Source organism: Photobacterium sp. GB-50 (assembly GCF_003026755.1).
Lineage (GTDB): Bacteria > Pseudomonadota > Gammaproteobacteria > Enterobacterales > Vibrionaceae > Photobacterium.
Window position 1 is genome coordinate 15,755 of the sequence record NZ_PYNX01000020.1, and the last position, 24,229, is coordinate 39,983.

A 24,229-nucleotide genomic window follows, 5' to 3' on the forward strand; every position below is an offset into this window, starting at 1 on the left:
GCGATACTCCGTTAGTTATTATTTTTGTAGTAGTGATAAGGTGGCTTGTCGAGCAGCATCTGGATCGCGAGCAATAATGCCATCAACGATTTGTTGGTGAGCATCAAGTTTTAAAATACGTTCACGCGTAACAACACGGAAGTAGTTTTCAAATACCGCTTTAAACAAGTTACCAAACGGACTAATAAAATGATTTCCAGAGGAAAAATAAATCAGTTGATGGAAACGTGTGTCGACTTCAATCCAATGTTCTTGATCGAAGTTATCGCCCATTTCATGCATTTCAGCCAACAGCTTTTGTAGCTCTTTACGCTCCTCATCTGTTGCATGAATAGCTGCTAATGCTGCCGCTTCTGGCTCTAACATTAAACGCGCTTGTTGATATTCCTCTAATAATTCAGAATCGGCATCAAAATCTAACCAAGCCAGTAAATCTTGATCAAGATAGTTCCAATTCTTTTTCGGCATCACGCGTGTACCAATACGTGGCCGAGGCAACACCATTCCTTTGGCAGCCAACATTTTGATTGCCTCACGAACAGCTGTACGGCTTACACCATACATGTCACCTAATTCGACTTCACCCGGTAAAATATCACCAGGCGCTGTTTCTCCCGCCAAAATACGGCGGCCTATAGACTCAGCTAATCGATAAGATAAATTTCGGTTGGCAACAATGCGTTGCTGCTCTTGCTCCATACATCCTCTCCAAAGGCTTCTTTTATAATATGGTTATTCCATAAAATATGTGCAGTGTAATACACACATCGTATTACAACATAAACGGATCTGAATACGCCAAGCGAAAGCACTTTTACTATTCTTTTTTTACGGCATGCTTAATCAACCATCTTAATGCTTCAATCTTAGCATTTTAGCGGCTACTTTTTACTCGACTTTTAAAATTGCTATTGTTATTCTCAGCGCAAACTAATTAACAACCAAGCGATATACTGATGGATGGGGTAAACCCAGTAGGGAATTTTCCCTTCAGCGATCAGCTTGCTAACTTCCGGCCATGGATGAGCCTGACAACAGGTGATTTATGCGACCAGCATCTCCCGTCAGGTATGTAAGTACCCCTCGTAGCCCTTCACGCCTTCGTGCAACGGCTCATGCTCCACATTTTAAAACGAAACAGACAGCCGTTGTTGAGATTTCATTGACGAATAACGATATAAAACTAAAGCGTGATGAGTTAGAGACTCAAATACAGTCATTAATCGCCAAGCAAAATATCGCGTAATGATAATAAAACGATTGAGATAAAGCAGCTTCGGCTGCTTTTTTTACTTCGTTTTGTCATTACAGCACCGCACAACAGATTGTAACCCCGTGTGCTTTGTTATAATTTACCCCTATTAAAACTATGACAATTTGCTCGTAATAACGATCACTCAGCCTCAACTACGGAGTCACTATGAAAACGCATCGCGTCAATGAGCTCATCGAACTGCTTCATCCTGAATGGCAAAAAGATCCTGATCTAAATTTAGTGGAGTTTTTATTAAAACTGGCTGAAGAAGCAAAGTATAACGGCCCATTAGAGTCACTCACTGATGATGTACTGATTTATCATTTGAAGATGCGTAACAGTGATAAAGACGCCATGATCCCTGGGCTTGCAAAAGATTGTGAAGATGATTTCAAAACCGCTATCTTACGCGCTCGCGGTATTATTAAATAATCTCACTATTATTTAACGTTAAAAGCCAGTGAATATTCACTGGCTTTTTTGTGCCCAAACCACCAGTTTAAGCACTGATTTTAGGCTGAACCATCGCCTTGCGTTACAATTATGTTATTAACAAAGCGTGATACATATTAATGGTTAACACTCAGCGCCGACACTCGATTTATTCGACGTCTTCGCTAAACTAATGACAACACATGTTCGCTAGGGCGGGAGAGATCTACCCCTGAATTCTCGTTATCTCAAGATTAAGGTAAACTGCAGCCTTAATTTCCATCTTTAAGGCTGTTTCATGGAAAAAAACGATTTTTGTTTTTCGAATCTCACACCTGATTTGCTACTTGATGCCTTAGATAGCATTGATGTTCGTGCAGAATCAGGATTACTGGCTCTCAATAGTTATGAAAATCGGGTCTACCAGTTTAAAGCTGAAGATGGCGCACGTTATGTCACCAAGTTCTATCGCTCAGAACGTTGGAGTGATGAGCAAATTGAAGAAGAGCACCAATTTACACAAGAATTGGCTGACAATGAAATTCCTGTTGCCGCACCTCTAAATATCAATGGGAAAACACTACATACCTTTAATGGTCATCGTTTTGCTTTATTTCCAAGTGTCGGCGGTCGACAATTTGAAGTCGATAATTTTGACCAATTAGAATGGGTCGGTCGCTATTTAGGTCGCATTCATCTCGTGGGGCAACGCCAGCCTTTTCAACACCGTCCAACCATGGGTCTGGATGAATACGTCTATCAGCCTCGAAAATTATTAGAGCACAGTCAGTTTATACCCGATCATCTTAAGAATGTTTTTTTTGCCGATCTTGATCTACTGATTAAAAACCTTGAACAGCATTGGTCGTCTGATTGGCAAGCGATTCGTCTTCATGGTGACTGTCACCCAGGTAATATTTTATGGCGTGATGGCCCAATGTTTGTCGATCTTGATGATGCTCGTAATGGTCCTGCTGTCCAAGATTTATGGATGCTATTAAACGGTGAGCGCGCCGATCAACTAGCCCAACTGGATACGTTACTTGAAGCTTATGGTGAATTTGCAGATTTTGATCAACGTCAATTGCAACTAATCGAGCCTTTACGCGGTCTTAGAATGGTGCATTATATGGCATGGTTAGCAAAACGATGGCAAGATCCTGCATTTCCCCGTGCATTCCCTTGGTTTGCTGATGCAAAATACTGGGAAGGGCAAGTTCTTGCATTCAAAGAACAAATTGCCTCGCTGCATGATGCACCATTACAACTCATGCCACAGTGGTAAACACAAAAACGTATTAACATAAAAATTCAGGTTATATTTATAACCGTGATAAGGATAATCAGGGAGTTATATCAATGTTCAAGAAGTTACTCACGCTAGCTAGTGCAGCGTTACTATCATTTTCAGTGCACGCCGCAAAATTTACTGAAGGTGATTACTACAAAGTTCTCGATCTACCAAAATCTGAAACCCCCATTGTGACTGAGTACTTCTCTTTATACTGCCCGCATTGCTATCAGTTTGAACCTATGATCAAACAGCTAAAAACTAAATTGCCTGAAAATGTAAAGTTCCAAAAAAGGCATGTTTCATTCATGGGCGGCCCAATGGGTAAAGTAATGAGTAAAGCCTTCGCGACTTCTGTGGTATTAGGTGTTCAAGATAAAATGGTACCGGTGTTCTTTAACCGTATCCACACCATGAACAAGCCACCACGTAATGAAGAAGAAGTGCGTCAAATCTTCATTGATGAGGGAGTTCCTGCGGCTGAATTTGATGGTGCATATAATAGCTTTGCAGTAAATTCAATGGTAAGCCGTTCTGATAAAGCCTTTGAAGATGCAGGCTTAACCGGTGTGCCTGCTGTTGTGGTTAACAACAAGTACCTTGTACAAACAGGTAAAATCAAATCAGCGAACGAATACTTTGAGTTAGTAAACTACTTACTGAAAAAGTAATATCATCTAAAAATAAAAAAGGGCTGTAATGCCCTTTTTTATTATCCAAATAACGACACTTTTTGTTATATAACTTGGCTATTAATCTGCTTAAGCAGCCTATCCATTGCGCGATAGCCTAACGCTTCCGCTAAGTGCCCTCGAGAGATATCAGGCTCTCCCGCCAAATCCGCTATCGTACGCGCCACTTTAATGATTCGATGATAAGCTCGTACCGATAAACCTAACTGATGAAGCGCATTTTCTAAAAATGCCGCATCAGCTTGCTGAAGTGGGCAATACTGCTCTAACTCTCGCGTCGATAACAGCGCATTCACCTTACCACTGCGAGTCAACATTAGCTGACGAGCATGATCGACCCGCGCTTTAATCGTTACTGTTGAATCACCTCGATCTCCCCCTTTAGTTAACGTTCCTCGGGGTAGAGCAGGGATCTCAATCGACATATCAAACCTATCAAGTAATGGGCCACTCAACCGACTTAAATAACGTAATATCGCCTGTGGGTTGGTACGTGTTTGGTTACCGTCATAATACCCAGAAGGGCTTGGGTTCAGCGCACCGATCAATTGAAATCGCGCAGGAAACGTTGTTTTACTGGTCGCACGAGAAATCACAATATGACCTGACTCTAATGGCTCGCGTAAAGAATCTAAAACTTTACGTTCAAATTCAGGCATCTCGTCTAAAAATAAAAGCCCATTGTGCGCCAACGATATTTCTCCCGGTTTAGGTACCGAACCACCGCCCACTAATGCCGCCATAGAGCTCGAATGGTGTGGCGTACGAAAAGGCCTTTTTAACCAATTTCCTTGGTGTAAGGATTGTGGTGTGAGCGAGGTGACGGCCGCGGTTTCTAACGCTTCCTCATGACTCATCGGCGGCAGTAAATCACATAACCTTGATGCCAACATAGTTTTTCCCGTCCCCGGAGGACCGAGGAACAAAACATTATGACCGCCTGCGGCGGCTATTTCTAGCGCACGTTTCCCTTGTTGCTGCCCGATAATATCTTGCATATCTCGCTCTAAAGGAGCCGCTGTTTCTTTAAGCTGCTCACTAAAATTTAATGCTAATTGTTGTTGACCGCATAAATAGCCACAAACGGCTAATAGATTGGATGCTGATTTATGAACCTCTTTACCGACGAGAGCCACTTGATCGCCATTACTGTCAGGCACCACAAAGCAACGCTTCGCCTTTAATGCAGCTAAAGCAGCAGGCAGTGCCCCCTTTACAGGTCGTAACTCTCCTGATAATGCTAATTCACCGATAAACTCATGCTCTGATAATTTATCTGTTGGGATCTGACCTGATGCCGCTAAAATACCTAACGCTATAGGTAAATCAAATCGCCCTCCTTCTTTAGGCAAATCAGCAGGGGCTAAGTTGACTGTGATACGTCGTGATGGGAACTCAAAATTCGCATTAATAATTGCACTTCGAACCCGATCTTTAGCCTCTTTTACCGTAGTTTCAGGTAGCCCTACTAATGTAAAACTTGGCAACCCATTACTTAAGTGGACTTCTACCGTTACAGGTGGAGCCTGCACTCCCACACAAGCTCGACTATGAACAATCGCAAGCGTCATGAACCATCACCTCACTGAGATAAAAAAACATTCGTTAATGAAATATTTATTTTTAGTTTCATAAGATGCCTGTAAATGCAGCTCGTTTGCTAAAAAAACCACAGTTTTTGCTTGTCATGCGATAGATGTCTGTGTTACCACTAACATATAGCAACAACTAGACAACAAAAGTTGGACAAATATACATGCGCTTAACAACATCCCTCGTACTCATTATTAAAGTCATTGTGGTGATTATGTCACCGCAGCGGGGATTTGCTGGCGCAAAGTAGCGCAAAGACGCAAACAAAAAGCCCCCGCACTGAGAAGTTCGGGGGCTTTTTTCAACAAATGGATTTGAGTAATCGTTATCATCTCAAATAGATCTCGCAAAGCAAGCAAGGAGCTGCGATGACAGGGGCAGAATTAGTCGTAAAAGCGCTGCATCAGCAGGGTATCAAAACCGTATTTGGTTACCCAGGCGGTGCCATCATGCCAATTTATGACGCGTTATATGATGGTGGAGTAGAGCATATCCTCTGCCGTCACGAACAAGGAGCAGCAATGGCTGCTATTGGTATGGCCCGATCCACCCAAGATGTCGCTGTCTGTATGGCAACATCAGGTCCAGGTGCCACAAACCTCGTCACTGGACTTGCTGACGCCTTTATGGATTCAGTCCCCCTAGTTGCGATTACTGGACAAGTTGCCAGCACCCATATTGGAACCGATGCCTTCCAAGAAATGGATGTGATTGGGATGTCTTTATCATGTACCAAACACAGCTATCTGGTCACCGATATCAATGAACTTGCACCAACCCTTGCTGAAGCATTCGTAGTCGCTAAAGCTGGTCGTCCGGGCCCTGTTATTGTCGATATAGCCAAAGATGTACAGCTTGCACAAGCGCCAACCGAATTACTCCCCCCAATTGAACCACCAGCGGTTCCAACGGTTAATAGTGAAGCTATCACTGCAGCTCAACAGTTATTAGATCAAAGTCATCGTCCCGTAATGTATGTCGGTGGTGGGGTGCAAATTGCCCATGCAACCGATACGTTACGTCAATTTTTAAACCTTAATCCGATGCCTTCGGTCAGTACATTAAAAGGCTTAGGCTCTATTGAACGCCATGATCCCCATTATCTTGGCATGCTTGGTATGCACGGCACAAAAGCGGCCAATCTAGTGGTACAGGAAGCGGATTTATTAATTGTGGTTGGTGCCCGTTTTGATGATCGTGTAACCGGAAAATTGGATACCTTTGCGCCACACGCAAAAGTGATTCATATTGATATTGATGCCGCTGAATTTAGTAAATTACGTCATGCTGATGCGCCATTACGTGGCGATATTAATACTATTTTGCCTCAGTTAGAGCTGAGCCAAGATATCAGCCGTTGGCTCACTCACAGTGAACATATTCGTAAAATTGGCAAATGGCGTTATGACCATCCAGGCGATCTGATTTACGCGCCATTACTGCTTAAGCAATTGTCAGATATGATGCCTGATAGCAGCATGGTATCAACCGATGTTGGTCAGCACCAAATGTGGGCCGCACAGCATATTCAACCTCGTGAGCCACAAAACTACATTACTTCAGCCGGCCTTGGCACCATGGGTTTTGGTTTACCTGCAGCAATGGGAGCCAGTGTTGCCCGTCCTGATGATCAATCTATTCTGATCTCTGGTGATGGCTCGTTTATGATGAATGTACAAGAATTGGGAACCTTAAAGCGCCGCAGTATTCCCGTCAAAATGGTACTTATCAATAACCAGCGCTTAGGTATGGTACGTCAATGGCAATCGCTGTTTTTTGATGGTCGCCACAGTGAAACCATCCTAGATGATAACCCTGATTTTGTGATGTTAGCTAAAGCGTTTGATATTCCGGGAAAAACCATTACTCGCAAAGAAGAAGTGGCTCCTGCACTGGAAGAAATGCTCGCCAGTAAAACCGCTTACTTACTGCATGTGCTAATTGATGAAGAACAAAATGTATGGCCACTGGTTCCACCGGGTGCTGCAAACCAAGATATGCTGGAGAACACCTAATGGAAAGATATTTACTCAACATTACCGCTAATGATAAGCCTGTATTACTTGAGCGAATTTTACGTGTGATCCGCCATCGTGGCTTCATCATAAAAAAAGTCGATGCAACACAAAATCATCACAGCAAGATAGCCAGAATCGAAATTATCGTCGATAGTACTCGTCCTATATCGACGCTTATCAACCAAATTGAAAAACTGTGGGACATCATCAGTGTAGAGACTTCCCCCCTGCAGTTACTGGATTAAATTTTAGAAAGGAATTCAAAATGGCAAATACAGCAGATTACATTTGGTTTAACGGTGAAATAGTGCCTTGGGCTGATGCTAATGTTCACGTTTTAACCCACGCAATGCACTATGGTACTTCAGTATTTGAAGGGATCCGTTGCTACAACACGCCAAAAGGCCCAGCCATTTTTCGTCATGAAGAACATATGGTACGGCTAAAAAATTCGGCAAAAATTTATCGCTTCCCAATCCCATACAGCTGCGATGAACTAATGGAAATTTGCCGTGAAACGATCCGAGTCAATAAACTCGATTCTGCTTACATTCGCCCATTGGGTTATGTGGGGAATGTTGGCCTAGGGGTTTGTCCTCCCGTTGATACAAAAATGGATTTGATTGTTGCCGCTTTCCCTTGGGGCTCTTACTTAGGTGAGGAAGCACTGGAAAATGGCGTTGATGCGATGATTTCTAGCTGGAATCGTGCCGCACCAAATACCATTCCAACCGCAGCGAAAGCTGGTGGTAACTACCTATCATCATTACTGGTTGGTAGCGAAGCACGTCGCCATGGTTACGCAGAAGGGATCGCATTAAGTGTTGATGGTTATCTATCAGAAGGCGCTGGTGAAAATATCTTTGTCATTCGTAACGGCGTTCTTTCAACACCACCAACAACTAGCGCAATTTTACCCGGCATCACCCGTGACACGATTATGATCCTAGCTAAAGAACGGGGTTACGAAGTACGTGAAGAAAACATTGCTCGTGAAGCACTTTACCTTGCCGATGAAATCTTCATGACAGGGACAGCAGCTGAAATCGTACCGGTACGCAGTGTGGATCAAATTACCGTCGGTGAAGGTAAACGAGGCCCTATCACCAAAGAGCTGCAAGCCGCTTACTTCGGTCTGTTCAATGGTGAAACAGAAGATAAATGGGGCTGGTTAGATTACGTTTATCCACAAAAGTAATTGCCCTTCACAACCCAACCAATACATATCAAAACTGTCGCTAATGCATTAGCGACAGTGCTCAAAAAGGATTTTCTGTTATGCCTAAATACCGTTCAGCAACCACAACCCATGGCCGAAATATGGCTGGTGCTCGTGCGCTTTGGCGTGCCACTGGCGTCAAAGATGAAGATTTCGGTAAGCCGATTATTGCCGTTGTGAACTCGTTTACCCAATTTGTTCCCGGTCACGTCCACTTAAAAGATCTCGGTCAATTAGTCGCAAAGCAAATAGAAGAAGCGGGCGGTATTGCCAAAGAGTTTAATACCATTGCTGTTGATGACGGTATTGCGATGGGGCATGGCGGTATGCTGTATTCACTCCCATCACGTGAGCTTATTTCAGATTCTGTTGAGTACATGGTGAATGCCCACTGTGCCGATGCGATGGTATGTATCTCAAACTGTGACAAAATCACCCCTGGAATGTTAATGGCATCACTTCGCTTAAATATTCCGGTTATTTTTGTTTCTGGCGGACCAATGGAAGCCGGTAAAACCAAGCTTTCAGAGCAAGTGATCAAGCTCGATTTGGTTGATGCAATGATCCAAGGTGCCGATCCTAAAGTATCTGATGAGCAAAGTGAGCAGATCGAACGTTCAGCCTGTCCTACCTGTGGTTCGTGCTCTGGTATGTTCACGGCTAACTCCATGAACTGTTTAACCGAAGCGCTTGGTTTAAGCCAGCCAGGAAATGGTTCAATGCTAGCCACGCATGCTGATCGTGAGCAGCTATTTATTAACGCGGGTAAGCGTATTGTTGGTCTAACTAAGCGTTACTATGAGCAAGACGATGAAACCGCATTGCCACGTAACATTGCCAATAAAAAAGCCTTCGAAAATGCGATGGCATTAGATATTGCAATGGGGGGATCAACTAATACCGTTTTACACCTTTTAGCCGCAGCGCAAGAAGGTGAAATTGATTTCACCATGACCGATATTGATCGCATGTCTCGTATTGTTCCACACCTCTGTAAAGTTGCACCATCAACACCGAAATATCATATGGAAGATGTTCACCGAGCAGGTGGCGTTTACAGTATTTTAGGTGAACTGGATCGCGCAGGTCTCTTCCATAACGATTGTCACAATATTCTGGGTGAAACCTTTGCCGAAAGCTTCAAACACTACGATATTAAAGTAACGGATTCAGAAGAAATTAAAACGTTCTTCCGCGCAGGCCCTGCGGGTATCCGAACCACGCAAGCATTCTCGCAAGATTGCCGTTGGGAAACGCTTGACGATGATCGAGAAAATGGCTGTATTCGTAGTAAAGAGTTTGCCTTTAGCCAAGATGGCGGTCTTGCTGTACTGTCAGGCAATATGGCACTTGATGGCTGTATTGTTAAAACCGCAGGCGTTGATGAAAGTTGCTTAACCTTTACAGGTCCTGCCGTTGTGTTTGAAAGCCAAGATACCGCTGTTGAAGCGATTCTTGCAGGTAAAGTGAAAGCAGGCGATGTCGTGGTTATTCGTTATGAAGGACCTAAAGGTGGCCCTGGTATGCAAGAAATGTTGTACCCGACCACTTACCTTAAATCTATGGGTCTTGGCAAAGAATGTGCGTTGATCACTGACGGTCGATTCTCTGGCGGTACCAGTGGCCTATCTATTGGTCACGTTTCGCCTGAAGCAGCAAACGGTGGCACGATTGGCCTGATCGAAAATGGCGACATTATCGCCATTGATATTCCAAACCGTAGCATTGAGCTCAATGTCGATGATGCAACCCTCGCGGCACGTCGTGAAGCAACGAACCAACGCGGTTGGAAGCCTGTCGATCGTGAACGTCAGGTTTCTTTTGCCCTAAAAGCCTATGCCAACCTCGCCACCAGTGCAGATAAAGGCGCAGTGCGCGATAAGTCTAAACTAGAAGGATAATCATCATGAGCGAAGTGAAACAGGCCACGGATGAAGTGCTACTTAGCGGAGCCGACTATCTTCGCAATATCCTTCGAGCGCCAGTATATGAGGTGGCACAAGTCACCCCATTGCAAAATATGTCTCGTCTGAGCGCAAGGATTGCAAATCAGATCCAACTAAAACGAGAAGATCGCCAGCCGGTTCACTCGTTTAAGTTACGTGGCGCTTATAACATGATGTCGCAGCTGACTGAGCCGCAAAAAGCGGCAGGAGTGATTGCAGCCTCTGCCGGTAATCATGCACAAGGTTTAGCCTTATCGAGCCAGCAACTCGGGGTTAAAGCCACGATTGTGATGCCACGTACGACACCTGATATCAAGGTGGATGCGGTACGTAGTTTTGGTGGTATTGTCGTGCTGCATGGCAGTAATTTTGATGAAGCTAAGGGCTATGCCGAACAATTAGCGCAACAACACGGCTATACCTTTATCCCTCCTTTCGATCACCCATCGGTGATCGCAGGACAAGGCACAATTGGTATTGAGTTGGTGCAACAAAATGGTCATCTTGATTGTGTTTTTGTACCGGTTGGTGGCGGTGGTTTGGCGGCAGGCGTTGCCGTTTTACTCAAACAGCTACTACCTGAAATTAAAGTGGTTGGGGTTGAGGCTGAAGATTCTGCCTGTTTAAAAGCAGCGCTTGATGCAGGCCAACCAGTCACATTAGATCAAGTCGGCATGTTTGCTGATGGTGTAGCTGTGAAACGTATTGGTAGTGAAACCTTCCGTTTATGTCAGCAATACCTTGATGATGTTATCACGGTCAGCAGTGATGAAATTTGCTCGGCGGTTAAAGATATCTTTGAAGATACCCGCGCGATTGCTGAACCTTCGGGGGCACTTTCTCTTGCTGGGCTAAAAAAATACGTCGAGCTGCATCAAATCCGCGATCAGCAACTTGCTGCGATTTTATCAGGCGCAAACTTGAATTTTCATGGTCTACGCTATGTTTCAGAACGTTGTGAGTTAGGTGAAAAACGTGAAGGGTTATTAGCCGTTACGATCCCTGAACGTCCGGGAGCTTTTCTTGATTTCTGCCATTTGATTGGGGGGCGAGCGGTAACCGAATTTAACTACCGTTATAACGATGATGCGCTGGCCAATGTTTTTGTCGGTGTGCGTTTAATGCAAGGCCAAGAAGAACTTGATGGCATCATTAAAGATCTGCGAAAAGGCGGATATCCGGTGGTCGATTTATCTGATGACGAAATGGCGAAAGTCCATGTTCGTTATATGATTGGGGGTAGACCATCAAAACCGCTTAAAGAACGTTTATATAGCTTTGAGTTCCCTGAATACCCAGGTGCACTTATTCGCTTTTTAAATACCCTTGGTTGTCATTGGAATATTAGCTTATTTAATTATCGTAATCATGGGGCAGATTATGGTCGTGTTTTATGTGGCTTTGAACTTGAAGACAAAGATTTGCTGTCATTTACTAGCCACTTACGCGAATTGGGCTATCAATGGAAAGACGAAACAGAAAATCCAGCCTATAAGTTTTTTCTTGCTCAGTAATGAATAGTCCCTAACAAAAAAAGCAGCGTAATCGCTGCTTTTTTTATAACAATCAACATGATTAACGACTGTTTGAAACATATTCAAGGCAACAGGAAATCAGATTAATATTTTGTTCGATCATTTTTTGGCGTAAAGGAGAAGGTACCTGCGCATACATAACCGATAATCGATTGATATCACCATATTCAGGTGTACTGTCGTCTGAAATAAACCAATGCAAAGGACGCCCTGTTATCTTTGCTATATTCATTAGCATTAATATTCGAGGCTCTGTTTTCCCCGATTCCACATCAAGGTAAGTTTGACGAGCAACACCTAGCTGCTTAGCCATACTCACTTGAGTGACCCCTTTCCATTCTCTCGCTTCTCGAATCTTTTGTGCAATATGCGCTATTTCTGTTATTGCGTTATTAATCTCACGCTCAACACTATATTCACTCATCATCGACATTTATACCGCACTAAACCCATAAACTTTGTTTAAACTATTCTTCGCTAAAATAGATGTCTATGGGTGCTAGTACAAAAATGTGATACGCCATATTCACTGTCACCAAAGATAGACAATAAAAAGATCGAAATGAACAATTAAATAGGCACCAAGGAAGATCGTTATTCGCTACTTATTTTTATGTGTTAAAGCACGGGTGTATTCCGCCATAAAACTCGCTAAGTTGATACATTGCTGCAAAATAACGTGGCGAGCAGAATGTGGCAAGTGACTAAAAAATTGCAATAAGCGATCAATTTCTTCCTTATACTCACTTTCTAAAATTTCAATCCCTTCATCACCATAAACAAACCAAGTTAATGGTCTCTCAGTGATCTCCGAGATCTCAGACAATAATCGTACTTTAGGCTCTGTTTTTCCGGTCTCTAGATCAAGATACGTTTGGCGAGCGACTTTCAACTGCTGGGCCATATGTACTTGGGTTAATCCTTTCCATTCACGAGCCTCCTTGATCCTAGCGGCAATCTTTGTCTTTGGCTCTGTCATACACCTTCTCCAATCAGATAGTGAAGAACGCTTCACTATTTGTTGCAGTGCAGATGATGAGCCAATTTTTCATTTTTTTTAATTCTTAATATTCAATAAGATAAAATCAAAGCAGACTTTTATTCTTAATTTGAATCGCACATCGTATGGATAATCAGGCATTTTTTTATTTCGCAACACGGTAAACGCTATCAAGAGTACCGATAAAAAAGACGCAAGTTGCGCCTTTTCTCATTTGACATTACTCAACAGTCACCGCTTTGGCTAAATTACGAGGCTGATCAACATCAGTACCTTTAATTAAAGCCACGTGATACGACAACAACTGCATCGGAATGGTATAAAAAATCGGTGCGATGATTTCATCCACACTGGGCATGGTCATGATTTTCATGCCGCTGGTCTCTTCAAATCCAGCTTCACTATCGGCAAACACATACAGTAAGCCACCGCGAGCACGTACTTCTTCAATATTAGATTTGAGCTTTTCTAATAAATCATTGGTAGGTGCCACCACGATAACAGGCATCTCAGCATCAACTAACGCAAGTGGGCCATGCTTTAATTCACCAGCCGCATAAGCCTCTGCATGAATGTACGAGATCTCTTTTAATTTAAGTGAAGCTTCAACAGCAATCGGGTAGAACTCACCACGACCTAAAAATAATGCATGTTGTTTATCGCTGAATTCTTCAGCCAATAGCTCAATCGACTTATCAAGCGTTAATGCTTTCTCAATAAAGCTTGGTAATTGCTGTAGTGAATGAACGATTTTTTCTTCTTGCTCATTATCAATCGTACCTTGCTGCTTACCTAATGCAGTTACAAGCATTAATAACGCGACTAACTGCGTAGTAAACGCTTTAGTTGATGCGACCCCAATTTCAGCCCCCGCGCGGGTCATAAAAGCTAAATCAGATTCACGTACCAAAGATGAGCCTGCAACATTACAAATTGTCATCGCAGCCATATAGCCTTTTTCTTTTGCTAAACGCAGTGCCGCTAAGGTATCTGCTGTTTCACCTGATTGAGAAAGGGTGATCAGTAAGCTATTTGGACGGGTAACAAATTTGCGGTAGCGAAATTCAGAGGCAATTTCAACATCACAGCTAATTCCTGCAATAGATTCAAACCAGTAACGTGCCACCATGCCCGCGTTATAGGAGGTACCACAAGCAATAATTTGAATATGCTCAACATGATCAAAGATCGTTTTCGCTTCATTACCAAAACTTTCCAAGATCACGCGATTGTTGCGGATCCTGCCTTCCATGGTATTGATCAGAGCGCTTGGCTGCTCAAAGATCTCTTTTTGCATATAGTGACGATAATGACCTTTATCCGTATCATCATGTTGAATATGAGATTCGGTGACTTCACGTTCAACCAACTCATCTTGTTGATTATAAACTCGAATATCACGACGGGTGACTTCGGCAACATCACCTTCTTCTAAAAACATAAAGCGACGAGTCACATTCAGCAAAGCCAATTGATCAGACGCAATAAAGTTTTCACCTACACCTAATCCGATCACCAACGGGCTACCAGAGCGCGCAACAACCAAACGTTCCGGATCGCGACTATCCATCACTACGGTACCATAAGCGCCTTCTAGTTGAGCAACAGCTTGCTTCACAGCGGCTAATAAAGAATCGGCAGTTCGCAGTTCCCACTCAACTAAATGTGCAATTACTTCAGTATCGGTTTGAGAATGAAACACATAGCCTCGTTGTTGTAATAGATCACGCAATGCTTGGTGATTCTCAATAATCCCATTATGAACAATCGCTATATGCTCACCAGAGACATGGGGGTGGGCGTTAGCTTCTGAGGGTTCGCCATGTGTTGCCCAACGTGTATGTGCGATCCCCGTTCCACCAATAACTTGCGTTTCATTAACGGCATCAGCTAAAGCTTGAACTTTCCCCATACGTCGTAAGCGTTGTAATTTAAATTGTTCATCAACAACGGCAAGACCTGCTGAGTCATACCCGCGATATTCTAATCGACGTAAGCCTTCGACTAAGATCTCTGCTACATCACGTTGTGCTACCGCACCTACAATCCCACACATAACTGCTATCCTTTATAACTTGTTATTATTCACTATAGGCACGAATCACGCGCACACCCTGTTGTTCTATCGCAACAGTATCAGCATCACTCATGCCATTATCGGTAATTAAAGTATCGATCCCTTGCCACGTTAACTCTAAATTCGGAATTTTTCGTCCGACCTTACAAGACTCAATCATTACCACCACTTCGCGAGAAACTTCCGCCATCACTCGACTTAGCCCCGTCAGTTCATTAAAGGTGGTTGTGCCACGCGTGATATCAATGCCATCAGCACCAATAAATAGCTGATCAAAATCGTATGAACGCAATACGGATTCTGCAACTTTGCCTTGGAAGGATTCCGAATGCGGATCCCATGTACCGCCTGTCATCAATAAGGTCGGTTCATTTTCAAGTGCATTTAGTGCATTCGCGACTTGTAAAGAATTAGTCATTACCACTAAGCCTTGTTTAGTGCTTAGTAGGTTAATTAATGCTGCTGTTGTACTACCACAATCAACGATAATGCGATTGTGATCTCGGATCAGATCAGCGGCAGCAATCGCAATCGCTGACTTTCGTTCTGAAACTTTTTCTTCTAAGCCAGTTGCAACTATTTCACTCGGCATAGCAATGGCACCACCGTATCGGCGTAGCAATAAGCCAGAACTTTCTAATGCCGCGAGATCTTTACGAATTGTGACCTCAGAGGTCGAGAAGTGACTAGCAAGTGTATCCACACTAACTTCACCTTCAATACCAACCATAGCTGCAATAGCATGGCGACGTTGTTGCGTATTACGTTTAGACATAAGTTTTGAAATGATAGATTAAGTTTCAGTTTGAAACTTAGTATAGCGTTTTAAAAATTAATCGATCAATAACAAATATGCAGATTCGGTATAATTTTTCTCTCGAAATAACTACTGGAATGGAAAAGCTAGAGGAATATAGGGCCGGGGGTTGGAGATAGACAATAAAAAAGCAGGAGAAACTCCTGCTTTAAAAATGATAACGTAATTGAAAATTACTTCTTGGTTGGGCGTTTCCAGCCTTGAATCGTTCGTGCGGGTGCGCGAGTGATCACTAACTCACCTTCTCCAACATTACGATTAATCGTTGCACCGGCACCAATGGTTGCACCGCTTGCAACTTTAACTGGGGCGATAAGTTGAGTATCAGAGCCAACAAATACATCATCGCCAATTTCAGTTTTAAATTTGTTCGCGCCATCGTAGTTACAAGTAATAGTACCTGCACCTATATTGACGTTAGCACCAATCTCAGCATCACCAAGGTAAGTTAAATGACCCGCTTTAGAGCCTTCACCTAAACGCGTTTGCTTGATTTCAACAAAATTACCCACATGCACTTGAGCTTGAAGCTCCGTACCTGGACGTAAACGAGCAAATGGACCGACCGTACAGGCTTCACCTACCGTCGCACCATCAATCACACTGTATGGGCTGATAATTGAGTTATCATCAATCTCACAGTCTTTAAGCACACAACCGGCGCCAATCACGACGTTATCACCAATACTAACGCTGCCTTCAATCACCACGTTAACATCAATTTCAACATCGGTACCGCATTGTAATTCGCCACGTAAATCAAAACGAGCAGGATCGAGTAACATCACACCTTGCTCTAATAAACGCTCAGCTTGTTGAGCTTGGAAAGCTCGCTCAAGGCGCGCAAGTTGAATACGGTTATTTACACCTTCAACCTCAATAGGGCTTACAGGGTGTACCGCTTCGACGGCACGACCTTCATCATGGGCAATCTCAATAATATCGGTTAGGTAATATTCACCTTGCGCATTATCATTTTTAAGCGCCGCTAACCAACGCTTAAGATCACCGCCATTAGCCACCATGACACCAGTATTGATTTCTTTTATGAGCTTTTGCTCTTCAGTGGCATCTTTTTGCTCTACGATCGCAACTACGGGACCATTACGACGCACAATACGACCGTAACCACTTGGATCATCAAGAACAACGGTTAGTAAGGCAATGCCACCATCAGGCTGAGCATCCAGCAGGTTTTCTAACGTTTGTGCACTAATTAGTGGCACATCACCGTATAAAATCAATGCTTTTTCATCATCAGCAAGGTTCGGGGTCGCTTGATTAACCGCGTGTCCTGTTCCTAATTGCTCAGCTTGTAGTACCCAATTAACTGATTCTTGAGCCAATACTTGTTGCATGGTGTCACCACCATGGCCATAAACTAAATTAATATTTTTCGCACCAAGATCATTACATGTATCAATTACATGTTTGACCATCGGCTTTCCTGCTAAAGTATGAAGTACTTTTGGCAAGTTAGAATACATACGGGTGCCTTTTCCCGCAGCTAAAATCACAGCACTAAAGCGCATGATGGGATGTCCCTCTTGATGCATAAATTTGTTATTTAATTGGTATTGTACCGTCAAGTTTCACTAGATTTAAGCGTAATTGTTTAATTCTCACTAAGAAATAACAGCTATACCTCGCAAAAGTCTTAATAGAAAATCATTTTTGTAATAATAAATATCCCCAAACAACATCAATCAATAAGATTTTTAGCAATAAAAAAAGCGACCTTAATGGTCGCTTTTTATATTACTTTAGCGTCAGACTAGCGTGCGCGTTTAGTTAGTTCAATTACTCGAAGCTGAGCAATGGCTTTCGCTAAATCACTGGCTGCCTGTGCGAAGTCAATATCGCCATGCTGATTATGGATGCGCTCCTCAGCTTGACGCTTAGCTTCTTCTGCTTTCGCGGCGTCTAAATCAATACCACGAATAGCTGTATCAGCTAATACCGTCACTGCAGAAGGCTGAACTTCAAGCATACCGCCAGAAAGATAGATTACATCTTCCTCACCACCTTGCTTGGTAATACGTACCATGCCAGGGGTAATAGCTGTAAGTAGTGGCGTGTGACCGGCATGAATACCTAGCTCACCTTCACTACCCGTTACTTGAATATTTTCAGCACGACCAGAGAACAGACGTTTCTCAGCACTGACTACTTCCAACTGGAAAGTTATCGCTGCCATGTCGCCTCCTAATTAGCTTACAGCTTCTTCGCGTTTTCTAATACGTCTTCAATCGCACCACAGTACATAAATGCCTGCTCTGGGATATCGTCGTATTCACCCGCTAATAAGCCTTTGAAGCTACGTAGTGTGTCTTTCAACGTTACGTAGATACCTGGGTCACCAGTAAAGACTTCTGCTACGTGGTAAGGCTGAGTTAGGAAACGTTCAATCTTACGTGCACGTGATACAGCTTGCTTATCTTCTTCAGATAGCTCGTCCATACCAAGAATAGCGATGATGTCTTTTAGCTCTTTATAACGTTGAAGTAGGCTCTGAACGCCACGAGCAATGTCGTAGTGCTCTTGACCTACAACCAATGGATCAAGCATACGTGATGTTGAATCCAATGGGTCGATCGCAGGGTATAGACCTAGCGATGCGATCTGACGCGAAAGTACAACTGTTGCATCTAAGTGAGCAAAGGTTGTTGCTGGTGATGGGTCAGTCAAGTCATCGGCAGGTACGTATACCGCCTGAACTGACGTGATAGAACCAGACTTCGTTGACGTGATACGCTCCTGAAGTACACCCATCTCTTCTGCTAGTGTAGGCTGGTAACCTACAGCAGATGGCATACGACCTAGTAGTGCTGATACTTCAGTACCTGCAAGGGTGTAACGGTAGATGTTATCGATAAATAACAGTACGTCACGACCTTCGTCACGGAAACGCTCAGCCATAGTAAGGCCAGTCAATGCAACACGTAGACGGTTACCTGGTGGCTCGTTCATCTGACCGTAAACCATTGCTACTTTTGATTCTTCAGGCTTTTCGATGTTAACAACACCTGCTTCCTGCATTTCAAAGTAGAAATCGTTACCTTCACGTGTACGCTCACCAACACCTGCAAACACAGATAAACCTGAGTGTTTTAGGGCGATGTTGTTGATAAGTTCCATCATGTTAACGGTCTTACCAACACCCGCACCACCAAACAGACCGATCTTACCACCCTTAGCGAATGGACAGATTAAGTCGATAACTTTAACACCTGTTTCTAGGAGTTCAGTTACGTTTGACTGATCTTCATAGCTTGGTGCTTCACGGTGAATAGCGTAACGCTCTTGCTCACCGATCTCACCACACTCATCAATAGGTTGACCAAGAACGTTCATGATACGTCCTAAAGTCGCTGTACCTACTGGCACTTCAATTGGGCGGCCTGTGTTTTCAACAGACAAACCACGACGTAAGCCATCAGAAGTACCCATAGCGATACCACGAACAACACCACCACCAAGTTGCTGCTGAACTTCCAGTACTAGTGTACCGTTCTCTTTCGCATCAACATGAAGGGCATCGTATACCTGTGGTACAGAGTCCTGTGGAAACTCTACGTCGACTACCGCACCGATGATCTGTACGATCTTACCTGTAGCCATCGTTAATCCTCTAAACTTATTAATTCTTTGCCTTAAACAGCAGATGCGCCAGAAACGATTTCTGACAGTTCTTGTGTGATCGCAGCCTGACGGGCTTTGTTGTACACAAGTTGCAGTTCATCAATCAGATCCCCTGCATTATCTGTTGCAGCTTTCATCGCTACCATTCGTGCCGCTTGCTCACTGGCAAGGTTTTCAACCACACCTTGGTACACTTGTGATTCGGCATAGCGAACCAATAGGGTATCTAGTAGCGGTTTAGGCTCGGGCTCATAAATATAATCCCAAGAATGGTTGCGCTGCATTTCTTCGTCTTCTGACTTAGGCAAAGGCAACAATTGATCAATCACTGGTTGCTGTACCATGGTATTTACAAACTGGTTGTAAACCACATACAGACGATCCAGTTGGCCTTCATCATATTTCTTCAGCATTACGCCAACAGTACCGATCAACTCATCAACACTTGGCGTGTCACCAAGGCCTGATACTTGAGCTGCTACGTTACCGCCGTAGCTATTAAAGAATGCTGTTGCTTTAGCTCCAATTAGCGCTAAATCAACATCCGCACCTTTATCTGACCATGTTTTAATATCGGTGATCGCTTTTTTGAACAAGTTAATGTTCAAGCCACCACACAAACCACGGTCAGTTGAAACAATGATGTAACCAACGCGCTTGGCTTCACGCTCTTCAAGATAAGGATGCTTATACTCGAGGCTACCAAGGGCGATATGACCGATCACTTTGCGCATAGTTTGTGCGTATGGACGTGATGACTCCATTGCTTCCTGCGTTTTACGCATTTTAGAAGCAGCCACCATTTCCATCGCTTTAGTGATCTTTTGCGTGTTTTTAACACTACCGATCTTGTTACGAATCTCTTTTGCGCCGGCCATCGTTACTCTCCGTTAGAAGGTGATCGCAAGCGATCACCAACCAATTACCAAGTCTGGGTCGCTTTGAAATCTTCTAGCAGTTTTGCAAACTGCGCAGCGATTTCATCGTTGTAAGCACCCGTTTCATCTATCTGAGCTACAAGCTCAGCAAACTGACCTTTCGCGTAAGAAAGTAACGCTGCTTCGAAATCAGCAAGCTTAGTTAGCTCAACATCATTCAAGTAGCCTTTTTCAGCTGCAAAGATAACAACCGCTTGCTCAAATACAGACATTGGCGCGTATTGTTTTTGCTTCATCAGTTCAGTTACTTTCTGACCATGATCTAGCTGTTTCTTAGTAGCGTCATCAAGGTCAGACGAGAACTGTGCAAACGCTGCAAGTTCACGGTACTGTGCAAGTGCGGTACGAATACCACCCGACAGTTTCTTGATGATCTTGGTTTGGGCAGCACCACCTACACGCGATACAGAGATACCTGGGTCAACAGCAGGACGAATACCAGCGTTGAATAGCTCTGTTTGTAGGAAGATCTGACCATCGGTGATAGAGATAACGTTAGTCGGTACGAATGCCGATACGTCACCCGCTTGGGTTTCGATAATCGGTAGTGCCGTTAGCGATCCGGTTTGACCTTTCACTTCACCGTTAGTGAATTTCTCAACGTAGTGCTCGCTTACACGAGAAGCACGCTCTAGAAGACGAGAGTGAAGGTAGAAAACATCACCAGGGAATGCTTCACGGCCTGGTGGACGCTTAAGCAATAGTGAGATTTGACGGTAAGCAACAGCCTGCTTAGACAGGTCATCGTATACGATCAGTGCATCTTCGCCGCGGTCACGGAAGTATTCGCCCATCGCACAACCAGAGTATGGTGCTAGGTATTGTAGCGCAGCAGCTTCTGATGCTGATGCTACAACTACGATAGTGTTTTCCAGTGCGCCGTGCTCTTCCAGCTTACGAACTACGTTAGCGATAGTTGAAGCTTTCTGGCCAATAGCCACATACACAGAGTAGATACCAGAATTTTTCTGGTTGATGATGGCATCGATAGCCATCGCTGTTTTACCGGTCTGACGGTCACCGATGATAAGCTCACGCTGACCACGGCCGATTGGGATCATTGAGTCAACTGCTTTGTAACCAGTTTGTACTGGTTGATCAACAGATTTACGATCGATTACACCCGGTGCAATTACTTCAACAGGAGAGAATGTCTCTGTTTCAATTGGACCTTTACCATCGATAGGCTGACCTAGTGTGTTTACAACACGACCAAGTAGCGCAGGACCTACAGGTACTTCAAGAATACGACCAGTACCGGTTACCTTCATGCCTTCCTGTAGAGAAGCATAAGGGCCCATTACAACTGCACCTACCGAGTCACGCTCAAGGTTAAGTGCTAGTGCGAATAGTCCGCCTGGTAGTTCAATCATTTCACCTTGCATTACGTCAGCAAGGCCATGGATACGAATAATACCGTCGCTTACAGAAACGATAGTACCTTCGTTACGCGCTTCACTTACAACGTTGAAGTTTTCAATACGTTGTTTGATCAGTGCGCTAATTTCCGTGGAATTAAGTTGCATGCTCCAATTCCCCAAATCAAGACTGCAAAGTATCGCTCAGACGGTTCAATTTGCCCCGTACAGAGTTATCGATAACAAGGTCTCCAGCTCTAATTACAACCCCGGCAATCAGGGTCTCGTCTACACTGCAAGTCAGCATAACTTTACGCGCTAAACGCTGCTCAAGTTTCACGCTAATGGCATCTAGTTGATTATCATCTAAAGCAATAGCAGAAATTACTGTCGCTTCGATGGTGTGCTCATGCTCATGTTTCATCAGCATGAATTCATCACAGACATCAGGTAGCGCCTTAAGGCGTCCATTTTCAGCCATCACCTTTAGAAGGTTTTGACCGAATTCATCGAGTTGCTCACCGCATACTGAAACAAAAATTTCAGTTAGCTTATCCGCAGCAAATCCGCTATCCAGTACATCCTGCATAGTGTCATTTTTTGCTACTTCACTGGCAAAGTTCAGCATTTCTGCCCACTGAGCTAGTTGGTTCGTCTCGACCGCAAAGTCAAAAGCTGCTTTAGCGTAGGGGCGTGCGATTGTAGTCATTTGTGACATATGCTTGCCCCTTTAATTACAGTTCTGCAGTGACTTTGTTAAGAATATCGGCTTGAGCATCCACATCAATGGAGCGCTCAATGATCTTCTCAGCACCAATCACAGCTAGAGTTGCAACTTGTTTTCTTAACTCATCACGAGCACGATTACGTTCCGCTTCAATTTCAGCCATACCTTGCGCAAGGATTTTCTCGCGCTCAGTTTGTGCTTCCGTTTTCGCTTCATCGATAATTTGAGCTTTACGCTTGTTTGCTTGCTCGATCAACTCGCTCGCAGCGCGTTTCGCTTCTTTTAGTTGATCAGAAGCATTCGCTTGTGCAAGGTCAAGGTCTTTAGCTGCGCGATCTGCGGCAGCCAAGCCGTCAGCAATTTTTTTCTGACGTTCTTCAATCGCTTCCATAATCGGTGGCCATACATATTTCATGCAGAACACCACGAAGAGGAAGAAAGCGATAGCTTGACCCAGCAAAGTTGCATTCATATTCACAACGCATCTCCTTTAAAAGGGTTGCTAGAGTCCATTTGCTACTTAATGTCAGCTTGAAACAAGCTGACATTACGATTTATTAACCAGCTAGCTGACCAACAAATGGGTTTGCGAATGTGAATAGCAGCGCGATTACGATACCGATCATTGGTACCGCATCAAGTAGACCAGCGATGATGAACATCTTAACTTGAAGCATTGGAGCCATTTCAGGTTGACGTGCAGCACCCTCAAGGAATTTACCACCTAGAAGTGCGAAGCCGATCGCTGTACCAAGGGAAGCAAGACCTACAATGATGCCCACGGCAATTGCAGAAAAGCTTAGTAAAGTTTCCATCACTATCTCCAGTTTATAGTTGTCGGCAAAACGCCAATATAATAAAAAATGTTACAAAAAATCGTTAATGATTGTCTTCATGTGCCTGAGACAGGTACACGATAGTTAACATCATGAATACGAAAGCTTGAATTGTAATGACCAGAATGTGGAAAATAGCCCACGGTACCGAGCCTAGCCATTGAGCCCACCACGGCATTAGTGCCGCGATTAGGATAAACACCACCTCACCTGCAAACATGTTACCGAATAAACGCATACCTAGTGAAATAGGCTTCGCTAATAGCGATACCACTTCAAGAAGAAGGTTAAACGGGATCATGATAGGGTGATTGAACGGGTGAAGAGCCAGTTCTTTAGCAAAACCGACAAGACCTTTCACTTTGATGCTGTAGTAAATCATCAATGCGAACACGCCTAGCGCCATTGCCATGGTGATGTTAACGTCAGCACTTGGAACCACTTTCATATAAGGGATCCCAATACTTTGTGCGGCATACGGAATGAAATCAATAGGCACAAGGTCCATGATATTCATCAGTAAAATCCAGCAGAAAATAGTTAGTGCTAACGGAGCTACAAGTGGATTGCGGCCATGGAAAGTATCTTTGACGTTGGTATCAACGAATTCAACAACCATTTCGACAAAACATTGTACTTTACTTGGAACTCCTGATGATGCCTTCTTCGCTACTGAACGAAATAGCCATAGAAAAGCTAAACCGGTCAAAACAGAGAAGATAAGGCTATCTATGTTTACCGCCCAAAAGCTACCTTCACTCACTAAGCCCAATTTATCGGTTGATAAGTTGGTCAAGTGGTGAGTGATATAACTTGCAGACGTTAGCGCTTCACCTTGCGCAGCCATAACTCA

Annotated in this window: 24 protein-coding genes; 9 read left to right on the forward strand and 15 right to left on the reverse strand. The window is 43.8% G+C overall.

The features are described 5' to 3' along the window. Positions 1 to 18 precede the first annotated feature (18 nt). Complete coding sequence (locus tag C9J41_RS18090) at positions 19 to 699, reverse strand: FadR/GntR family transcriptional regulator (RefSeq protein WP_107208070.1); 681 nt, start codon at positions 697 to 699, stop codon at positions 19 to 21. Between the two features lie 346 nt (positions 700 to 1,045). On the opposite strand from C9J41_RS18090, the gene C9J41_RS18095 reads away from it, so the two are divergent. The 4 genes from C9J41_RS18095 to C9J41_RS18110 all read left to right on the forward strand — a co-directional run bounded on the left by C9J41_RS18095 (position 1,046) and on the right by C9J41_RS18110 (position 3,649). Further along, a complete protein-coding gene (locus C9J41_RS18095) occupies positions 1,046 to 1,246 on the forward strand; it encodes a hypothetical protein (protein WP_107208071.1) in 201 nt (66 codons plus the stop codon). 174 nt (positions 1,247 to 1,420) lie between these two features. Continuing rightward, positions 1,421 to 1,687 carry a YihD family protein gene (locus C9J41_RS18100; protein ID WP_005372361.1) on the forward strand — a complete coding sequence of 89 codons (267 nt, stop codon included), beginning with the start codon at positions 1,421 to 1,423 and terminating at the stop codon, positions 1,685 to 1,687. Positions 1,688 to 1,985: 298 nt separating this feature from the next. Then, on the forward strand, positions 1,986 to 2,972 hold the full coding sequence (locus C9J41_RS18105) for a serine/threonine protein kinase (protein WP_107208072.1): 987 nt from the start codon (positions 1,986 to 1,988) through the stop codon (positions 2,970 to 2,972). 74 nt (positions 2,973 to 3,046) lie between these two features. Next, complete coding sequence (locus C9J41_RS18110) at positions 3,047 to 3,649, forward strand: thiol:disulfide interchange protein DsbA/DsbL (protein WP_107208073.1); 603 nt, start codon at positions 3,047 to 3,049, stop codon at positions 3,647 to 3,649. A gap of 65 nt (positions 3,650 to 3,714) precedes the next feature. Here the strand turns inward: C9J41_RS18110 and C9J41_RS18115 are convergent, their stop codons facing one another. Next, complete coding sequence (locus C9J41_RS18115) at positions 3,715 to 5,241, reverse strand: YifB family Mg chelatase-like AAA ATPase (protein WP_107208074.1); 1,527 nt, start codon at positions 5,239 to 5,241, stop codon at positions 3,715 to 3,717. 390 nt (positions 5,242 to 5,631) lie between these two features. Between C9J41_RS18115 and ilvG the strand changes: the two genes are divergently transcribed. The 5 genes from ilvG (at position 5,632) to ilvA (ending at position 11,960) form a co-directional block, all read left to right on the forward strand. After that, entirely contained in the window at positions 5,632 to 7,278 is a 1,647-nt protein-coding gene (gene ilvG, locus C9J41_RS18120) for an acetolactate synthase 2 catalytic subunit (RefSeq protein ID WP_107292764.1), read from the forward strand. Further along, positions 7,278 to 7,526, forward strand: a complete 249-nt coding sequence (gene ilvM, locus C9J41_RS18125) for an acetolactate synthase 2 small subunit (RefSeq protein WP_005372349.1) — start codon at positions 7,278 to 7,280, stop codon at positions 7,524 to 7,526. Before ilvG ends, ilvM begins: the two co-directional genes overlap by 1 nt. A 20-nt stretch (positions 7,527 to 7,546) precedes the next feature. Then, the gene (ilvE, locus tag C9J41_RS18130; protein WP_107247627.1) at positions 7,547 to 8,479 is read left to right on the forward strand and encodes a branched-chain-amino-acid transaminase; all 933 of its coding nucleotides are present in this window, start codon (positions 7,547 to 7,549) and stop codon (positions 8,477 to 8,479) included. Between the two features lie 80 nt (positions 8,480 to 8,559). Then, complete coding sequence (ilvD, locus tag C9J41_RS18135) at positions 8,560 to 10,401, forward strand: dihydroxy-acid dehydratase (RefSeq protein WP_107208076.1); 1,842 nt, start codon at positions 8,560 to 8,562, stop codon at positions 10,399 to 10,401. A 5-nt stretch (positions 10,402 to 10,406) separates the two neighbouring features. Continuing rightward, on the forward strand, positions 10,407 to 11,960 hold the full coding sequence (ilvA, locus tag C9J41_RS18140) for a threonine ammonia-lyase, biosynthetic (protein ID WP_107208077.1): 1,554 nt from the start codon (positions 10,407 to 10,409) through the stop codon (positions 11,958 to 11,960). Positions 11,961 to 12,021: 61 nt separating this feature from the next. Here ilvA and C9J41_RS18145 read toward each other — a convergent pair whose 3' ends face one another. The 13 genes from C9J41_RS18145 to atpB form a co-directional block, all read right to left on the reverse strand. Continuing rightward, the gene (locus tag C9J41_RS18145; RefSeq protein WP_107208078.1) at positions 12,022 to 12,414 is read right to left on the reverse strand and encodes a helix-turn-helix transcriptional regulator; all 393 of its coding nucleotides are present in this window, start codon (positions 12,412 to 12,414) and stop codon (positions 12,022 to 12,024) included. 168 nt (positions 12,415 to 12,582) lie between these two features. Further along, positions 12,583 to 12,960, reverse strand: a complete 378-nt coding sequence (locus tag C9J41_RS18150; protein ID WP_107208079.1) for a helix-turn-helix transcriptional regulator — start codon at positions 12,958 to 12,960, stop codon at positions 12,583 to 12,585. Positions 12,961 to 13,201: 241 nt separating this feature from the next. After that, positions 13,202 to 15,037 (reverse strand): glutamine--fructose-6-phosphate transaminase (isomerizing), encoded by a 1,836-nt coding sequence (glmS, locus tag C9J41_RS18155; RefSeq protein WP_107261432.1) that lies wholly within the window; start codon positions 15,035 to 15,037, stop codon positions 13,202 to 13,204. Between the two features lie 25 nt (positions 15,038 to 15,062). Beyond that, on the reverse strand, positions 15,063 to 15,833 hold the full coding sequence (locus C9J41_RS18160; RefSeq protein WP_107247624.1) for a DeoR family transcriptional regulator: 771 nt from the start codon (positions 15,831 to 15,833) through the stop codon (positions 15,063 to 15,065). A gap of 215 nt (positions 15,834 to 16,048) precedes the next feature. Then, a complete protein-coding gene (gene glmU, locus C9J41_RS18165; RefSeq protein WP_107261430.1) occupies positions 16,049 to 17,407 on the reverse strand; it encodes a bifunctional UDP-N-acetylglucosamine diphosphorylase/glucosamine-1-phosphate N-acetyltransferase GlmU in 1,359 nt (452 codons plus the stop codon). A 242-nt stretch (positions 17,408 to 17,649) separates the two neighbouring features. After that, a complete protein-coding gene (locus tag C9J41_RS18170; protein ID WP_107208083.1) occupies positions 17,650 to 18,072 on the reverse strand; it encodes a F0F1 ATP synthase subunit epsilon in 423 nt (140 codons plus the stop codon). 17 nt (positions 18,073 to 18,089) lie between these two features. Next, entirely contained in the window at positions 18,090 to 19,496 is a 1,407-nt protein-coding gene (gene atpD / locus C9J41_RS18175) for a F0F1 ATP synthase subunit beta (RefSeq protein WP_107208084.1), read from the reverse strand. Between the two features lie 32 nt (positions 19,497 to 19,528). Continuing rightward, positions 19,529 to 20,395 (reverse strand): F0F1 ATP synthase subunit gamma, encoded by an 867-nt coding sequence (gene atpG, locus C9J41_RS18180; RefSeq protein ID WP_005372328.1) that lies wholly within the window; start codon positions 20,393 to 20,395, stop codon positions 19,529 to 19,531. Positions 20,396 to 20,439: 44 nt separating this feature from the next. Then, on the reverse strand, positions 20,440 to 21,981 hold the full coding sequence (gene atpA / locus C9J41_RS18185) for a F0F1 ATP synthase subunit alpha (RefSeq protein ID WP_005372324.1): 1,542 nt from the start codon (positions 21,979 to 21,981) through the stop codon (positions 20,440 to 20,442). Between the two features lie 16 nt (positions 21,982 to 21,997). Beyond that, on the reverse strand, positions 21,998 to 22,531 hold the full coding sequence (atpH, locus tag C9J41_RS18190; RefSeq protein ID WP_045130846.1) for a F0F1 ATP synthase subunit delta: 534 nt from the start codon (positions 22,529 to 22,531) through the stop codon (positions 21,998 to 22,000). A gap of 16 nt (positions 22,532 to 22,547) precedes the next feature. Next, positions 22,548 to 23,018: a F0F1 ATP synthase subunit B gene (atpF, locus tag C9J41_RS18195; RefSeq protein WP_005372318.1), complete on the reverse strand. Its 471-nt coding sequence runs from the start codon at positions 23,016 to 23,018 to the stop codon at positions 22,548 to 22,550. A gap of 79 nt (positions 23,019 to 23,097) precedes the next feature. Further along, positions 23,098 to 23,355, reverse strand: coding sequence for a F0F1 ATP synthase subunit C (gene atpE / locus C9J41_RS18200; RefSeq protein WP_005372317.1), 258 nt, complete (start codon positions 23,353 to 23,355; stop codon positions 23,098 to 23,100). Positions 23,356 to 23,419: 64 nt separating this feature from the next. Next, on the reverse strand, positions 23,420 to 24,223 hold the full coding sequence (gene atpB, locus C9J41_RS18205) for a F0F1 ATP synthase subunit A (protein WP_107208085.1): 804 nt from the start codon (positions 24,221 to 24,223) through the stop codon (positions 23,420 to 23,422). Between the last annotated feature and the right edge of the window lie 6 nt (positions 24,224 to 24,229).

Excerpts from the sequence above, each read along its gene's own strand:
- atpG (WP_005372328.1), bottom strand. The coding sequence starts at position 20,395 with ATGGCCGGCGCAAAAGAGATTCGTAACAAGATCGGTAGTGTTAAAAAC.
- atpH (WP_045130846.1), bottom strand. The coding sequence starts at position 22,531 with ATGTCACAAATGACTACAATCGCACGCCCCTACGCTAAAGCAGCTTTT.
- C9J41_RS18150 (WP_107208079.1), bottom strand. The coding sequence starts at position 12,960 with ATGACAGAGCCAAAGACAAAGATTGCCGCTAGGATCAAGGAGGCTCGT.
- ilvA (WP_107208077.1), top strand. The coding sequence starts at position 10,407 with ATGAGCGAAGTGAAACAGGCCACGGATGAAGTGCTACTTAGCGGAGCC.
- atpB (WP_107208085.1), bottom strand. The coding sequence starts at position 24,223 with ATGGCTGCGCAAGGTGAAGCGCTAACGTCTGCAAGTTATATCACTCAC.
- C9J41_RS18145 (WP_107208078.1), bottom strand. The coding sequence starts at position 12,414 with ATGTCGATGATGAGTGAATATAGTGTTGAGCGTGAGATTAATAACGCA.
- C9J41_RS18110 (WP_107208073.1), top strand. The coding sequence starts at position 3,047 with ATGTTCAAGAAGTTACTCACGCTAGCTAGTGCAGCGTTACTATCATTT.
- C9J41_RS18160 (WP_107247624.1), bottom strand. The coding sequence starts at position 15,833 with ATGTCTAAACGTAATACGCAACAACGTCGCCATGCTATTGCAGCTATG.
- ilvE (WP_107247627.1), top strand. The coding sequence starts at position 7,547 with ATGGCAAATACAGCAGATTACATTTGGTTTAACGGTGAAATAGTGCCT.
- C9J41_RS18115 (WP_107208074.1), bottom strand. The coding sequence starts at position 5,241 with ATGACGCTTGCGATTGTTCATAGTCGAGCTTGTGTGGGAGTGCAGGCT.
- ilvM (WP_005372349.1), top strand. The coding sequence starts at position 7,278 with ATGGAAAGATATTTACTCAACATTACCGCTAATGATAAGCCTGTATTA.
- C9J41_RS18105 (WP_107208072.1), top strand. The coding sequence starts at position 1,986 with ATGGAAAAAAACGATTTTTGTTTTTCGAATCTCACACCTGATTTGCTA.
- atpA (WP_005372324.1), bottom strand. The coding sequence starts at position 21,981 with ATGCAACTTAATTCCACGGAAATTAGCGCACTGATCAAACAACGTATT.
- C9J41_RS18090 (WP_107208070.1), bottom strand. The coding sequence starts at position 699 with ATGGAGCAAGAGCAGCAACGCATTGTTGCCAACCGAAATTTATCTTAT.
- atpD (WP_107208084.1), bottom strand. The coding sequence starts at position 19,496 with ATGGCTACAGGTAAGATCGTACAGATCATCGGTGCGGTAGTCGACGTA.
- atpE (WP_005372317.1), bottom strand. The coding sequence starts at position 23,355 with ATGGAAACTTTACTAAGCTTTTCTGCAATTGCCGTGGGCATCATTGTA.
- C9J41_RS18100 (WP_005372361.1), top strand. The coding sequence starts at position 1,421 with ATGAAAACGCATCGCGTCAATGAGCTCATCGAACTGCTTCATCCTGAA.
- C9J41_RS18170 (WP_107208083.1), bottom strand. The coding sequence starts at position 18,072 with ATGGCAGCGATAACTTTCCAGTTGGAAGTAGTCAGTGCTGAGAAACGT.
- glmU (WP_107261430.1), bottom strand. The coding sequence starts at position 17,407 with ATGCGCTTTAGTGCTGTGATTTTAGCTGCGGGAAAAGGCACCCGTATG.
- ilvG (WP_107292764.1), top strand. The coding sequence starts at position 5,632 with ATGACAGGGGCAGAATTAGTCGTAAAAGCGCTGCATCAGCAGGGTATC.
- glmS (WP_107261432.1), bottom strand. The coding sequence starts at position 15,037 with ATGTGTGGGATTGTAGGTGCGGTAGCACAACGTGATGTAGCAGAGATC.
- ilvD (WP_107208076.1), top strand. The coding sequence starts at position 8,560 with ATGCCTAAATACCGTTCAGCAACCACAACCCATGGCCGAAATATGGCT.
- C9J41_RS18095 (WP_107208071.1), top strand. The coding sequence starts at position 1,046 with ATGCGACCAGCATCTCCCGTCAGGTATGTAAGTACCCCTCGTAGCCCT.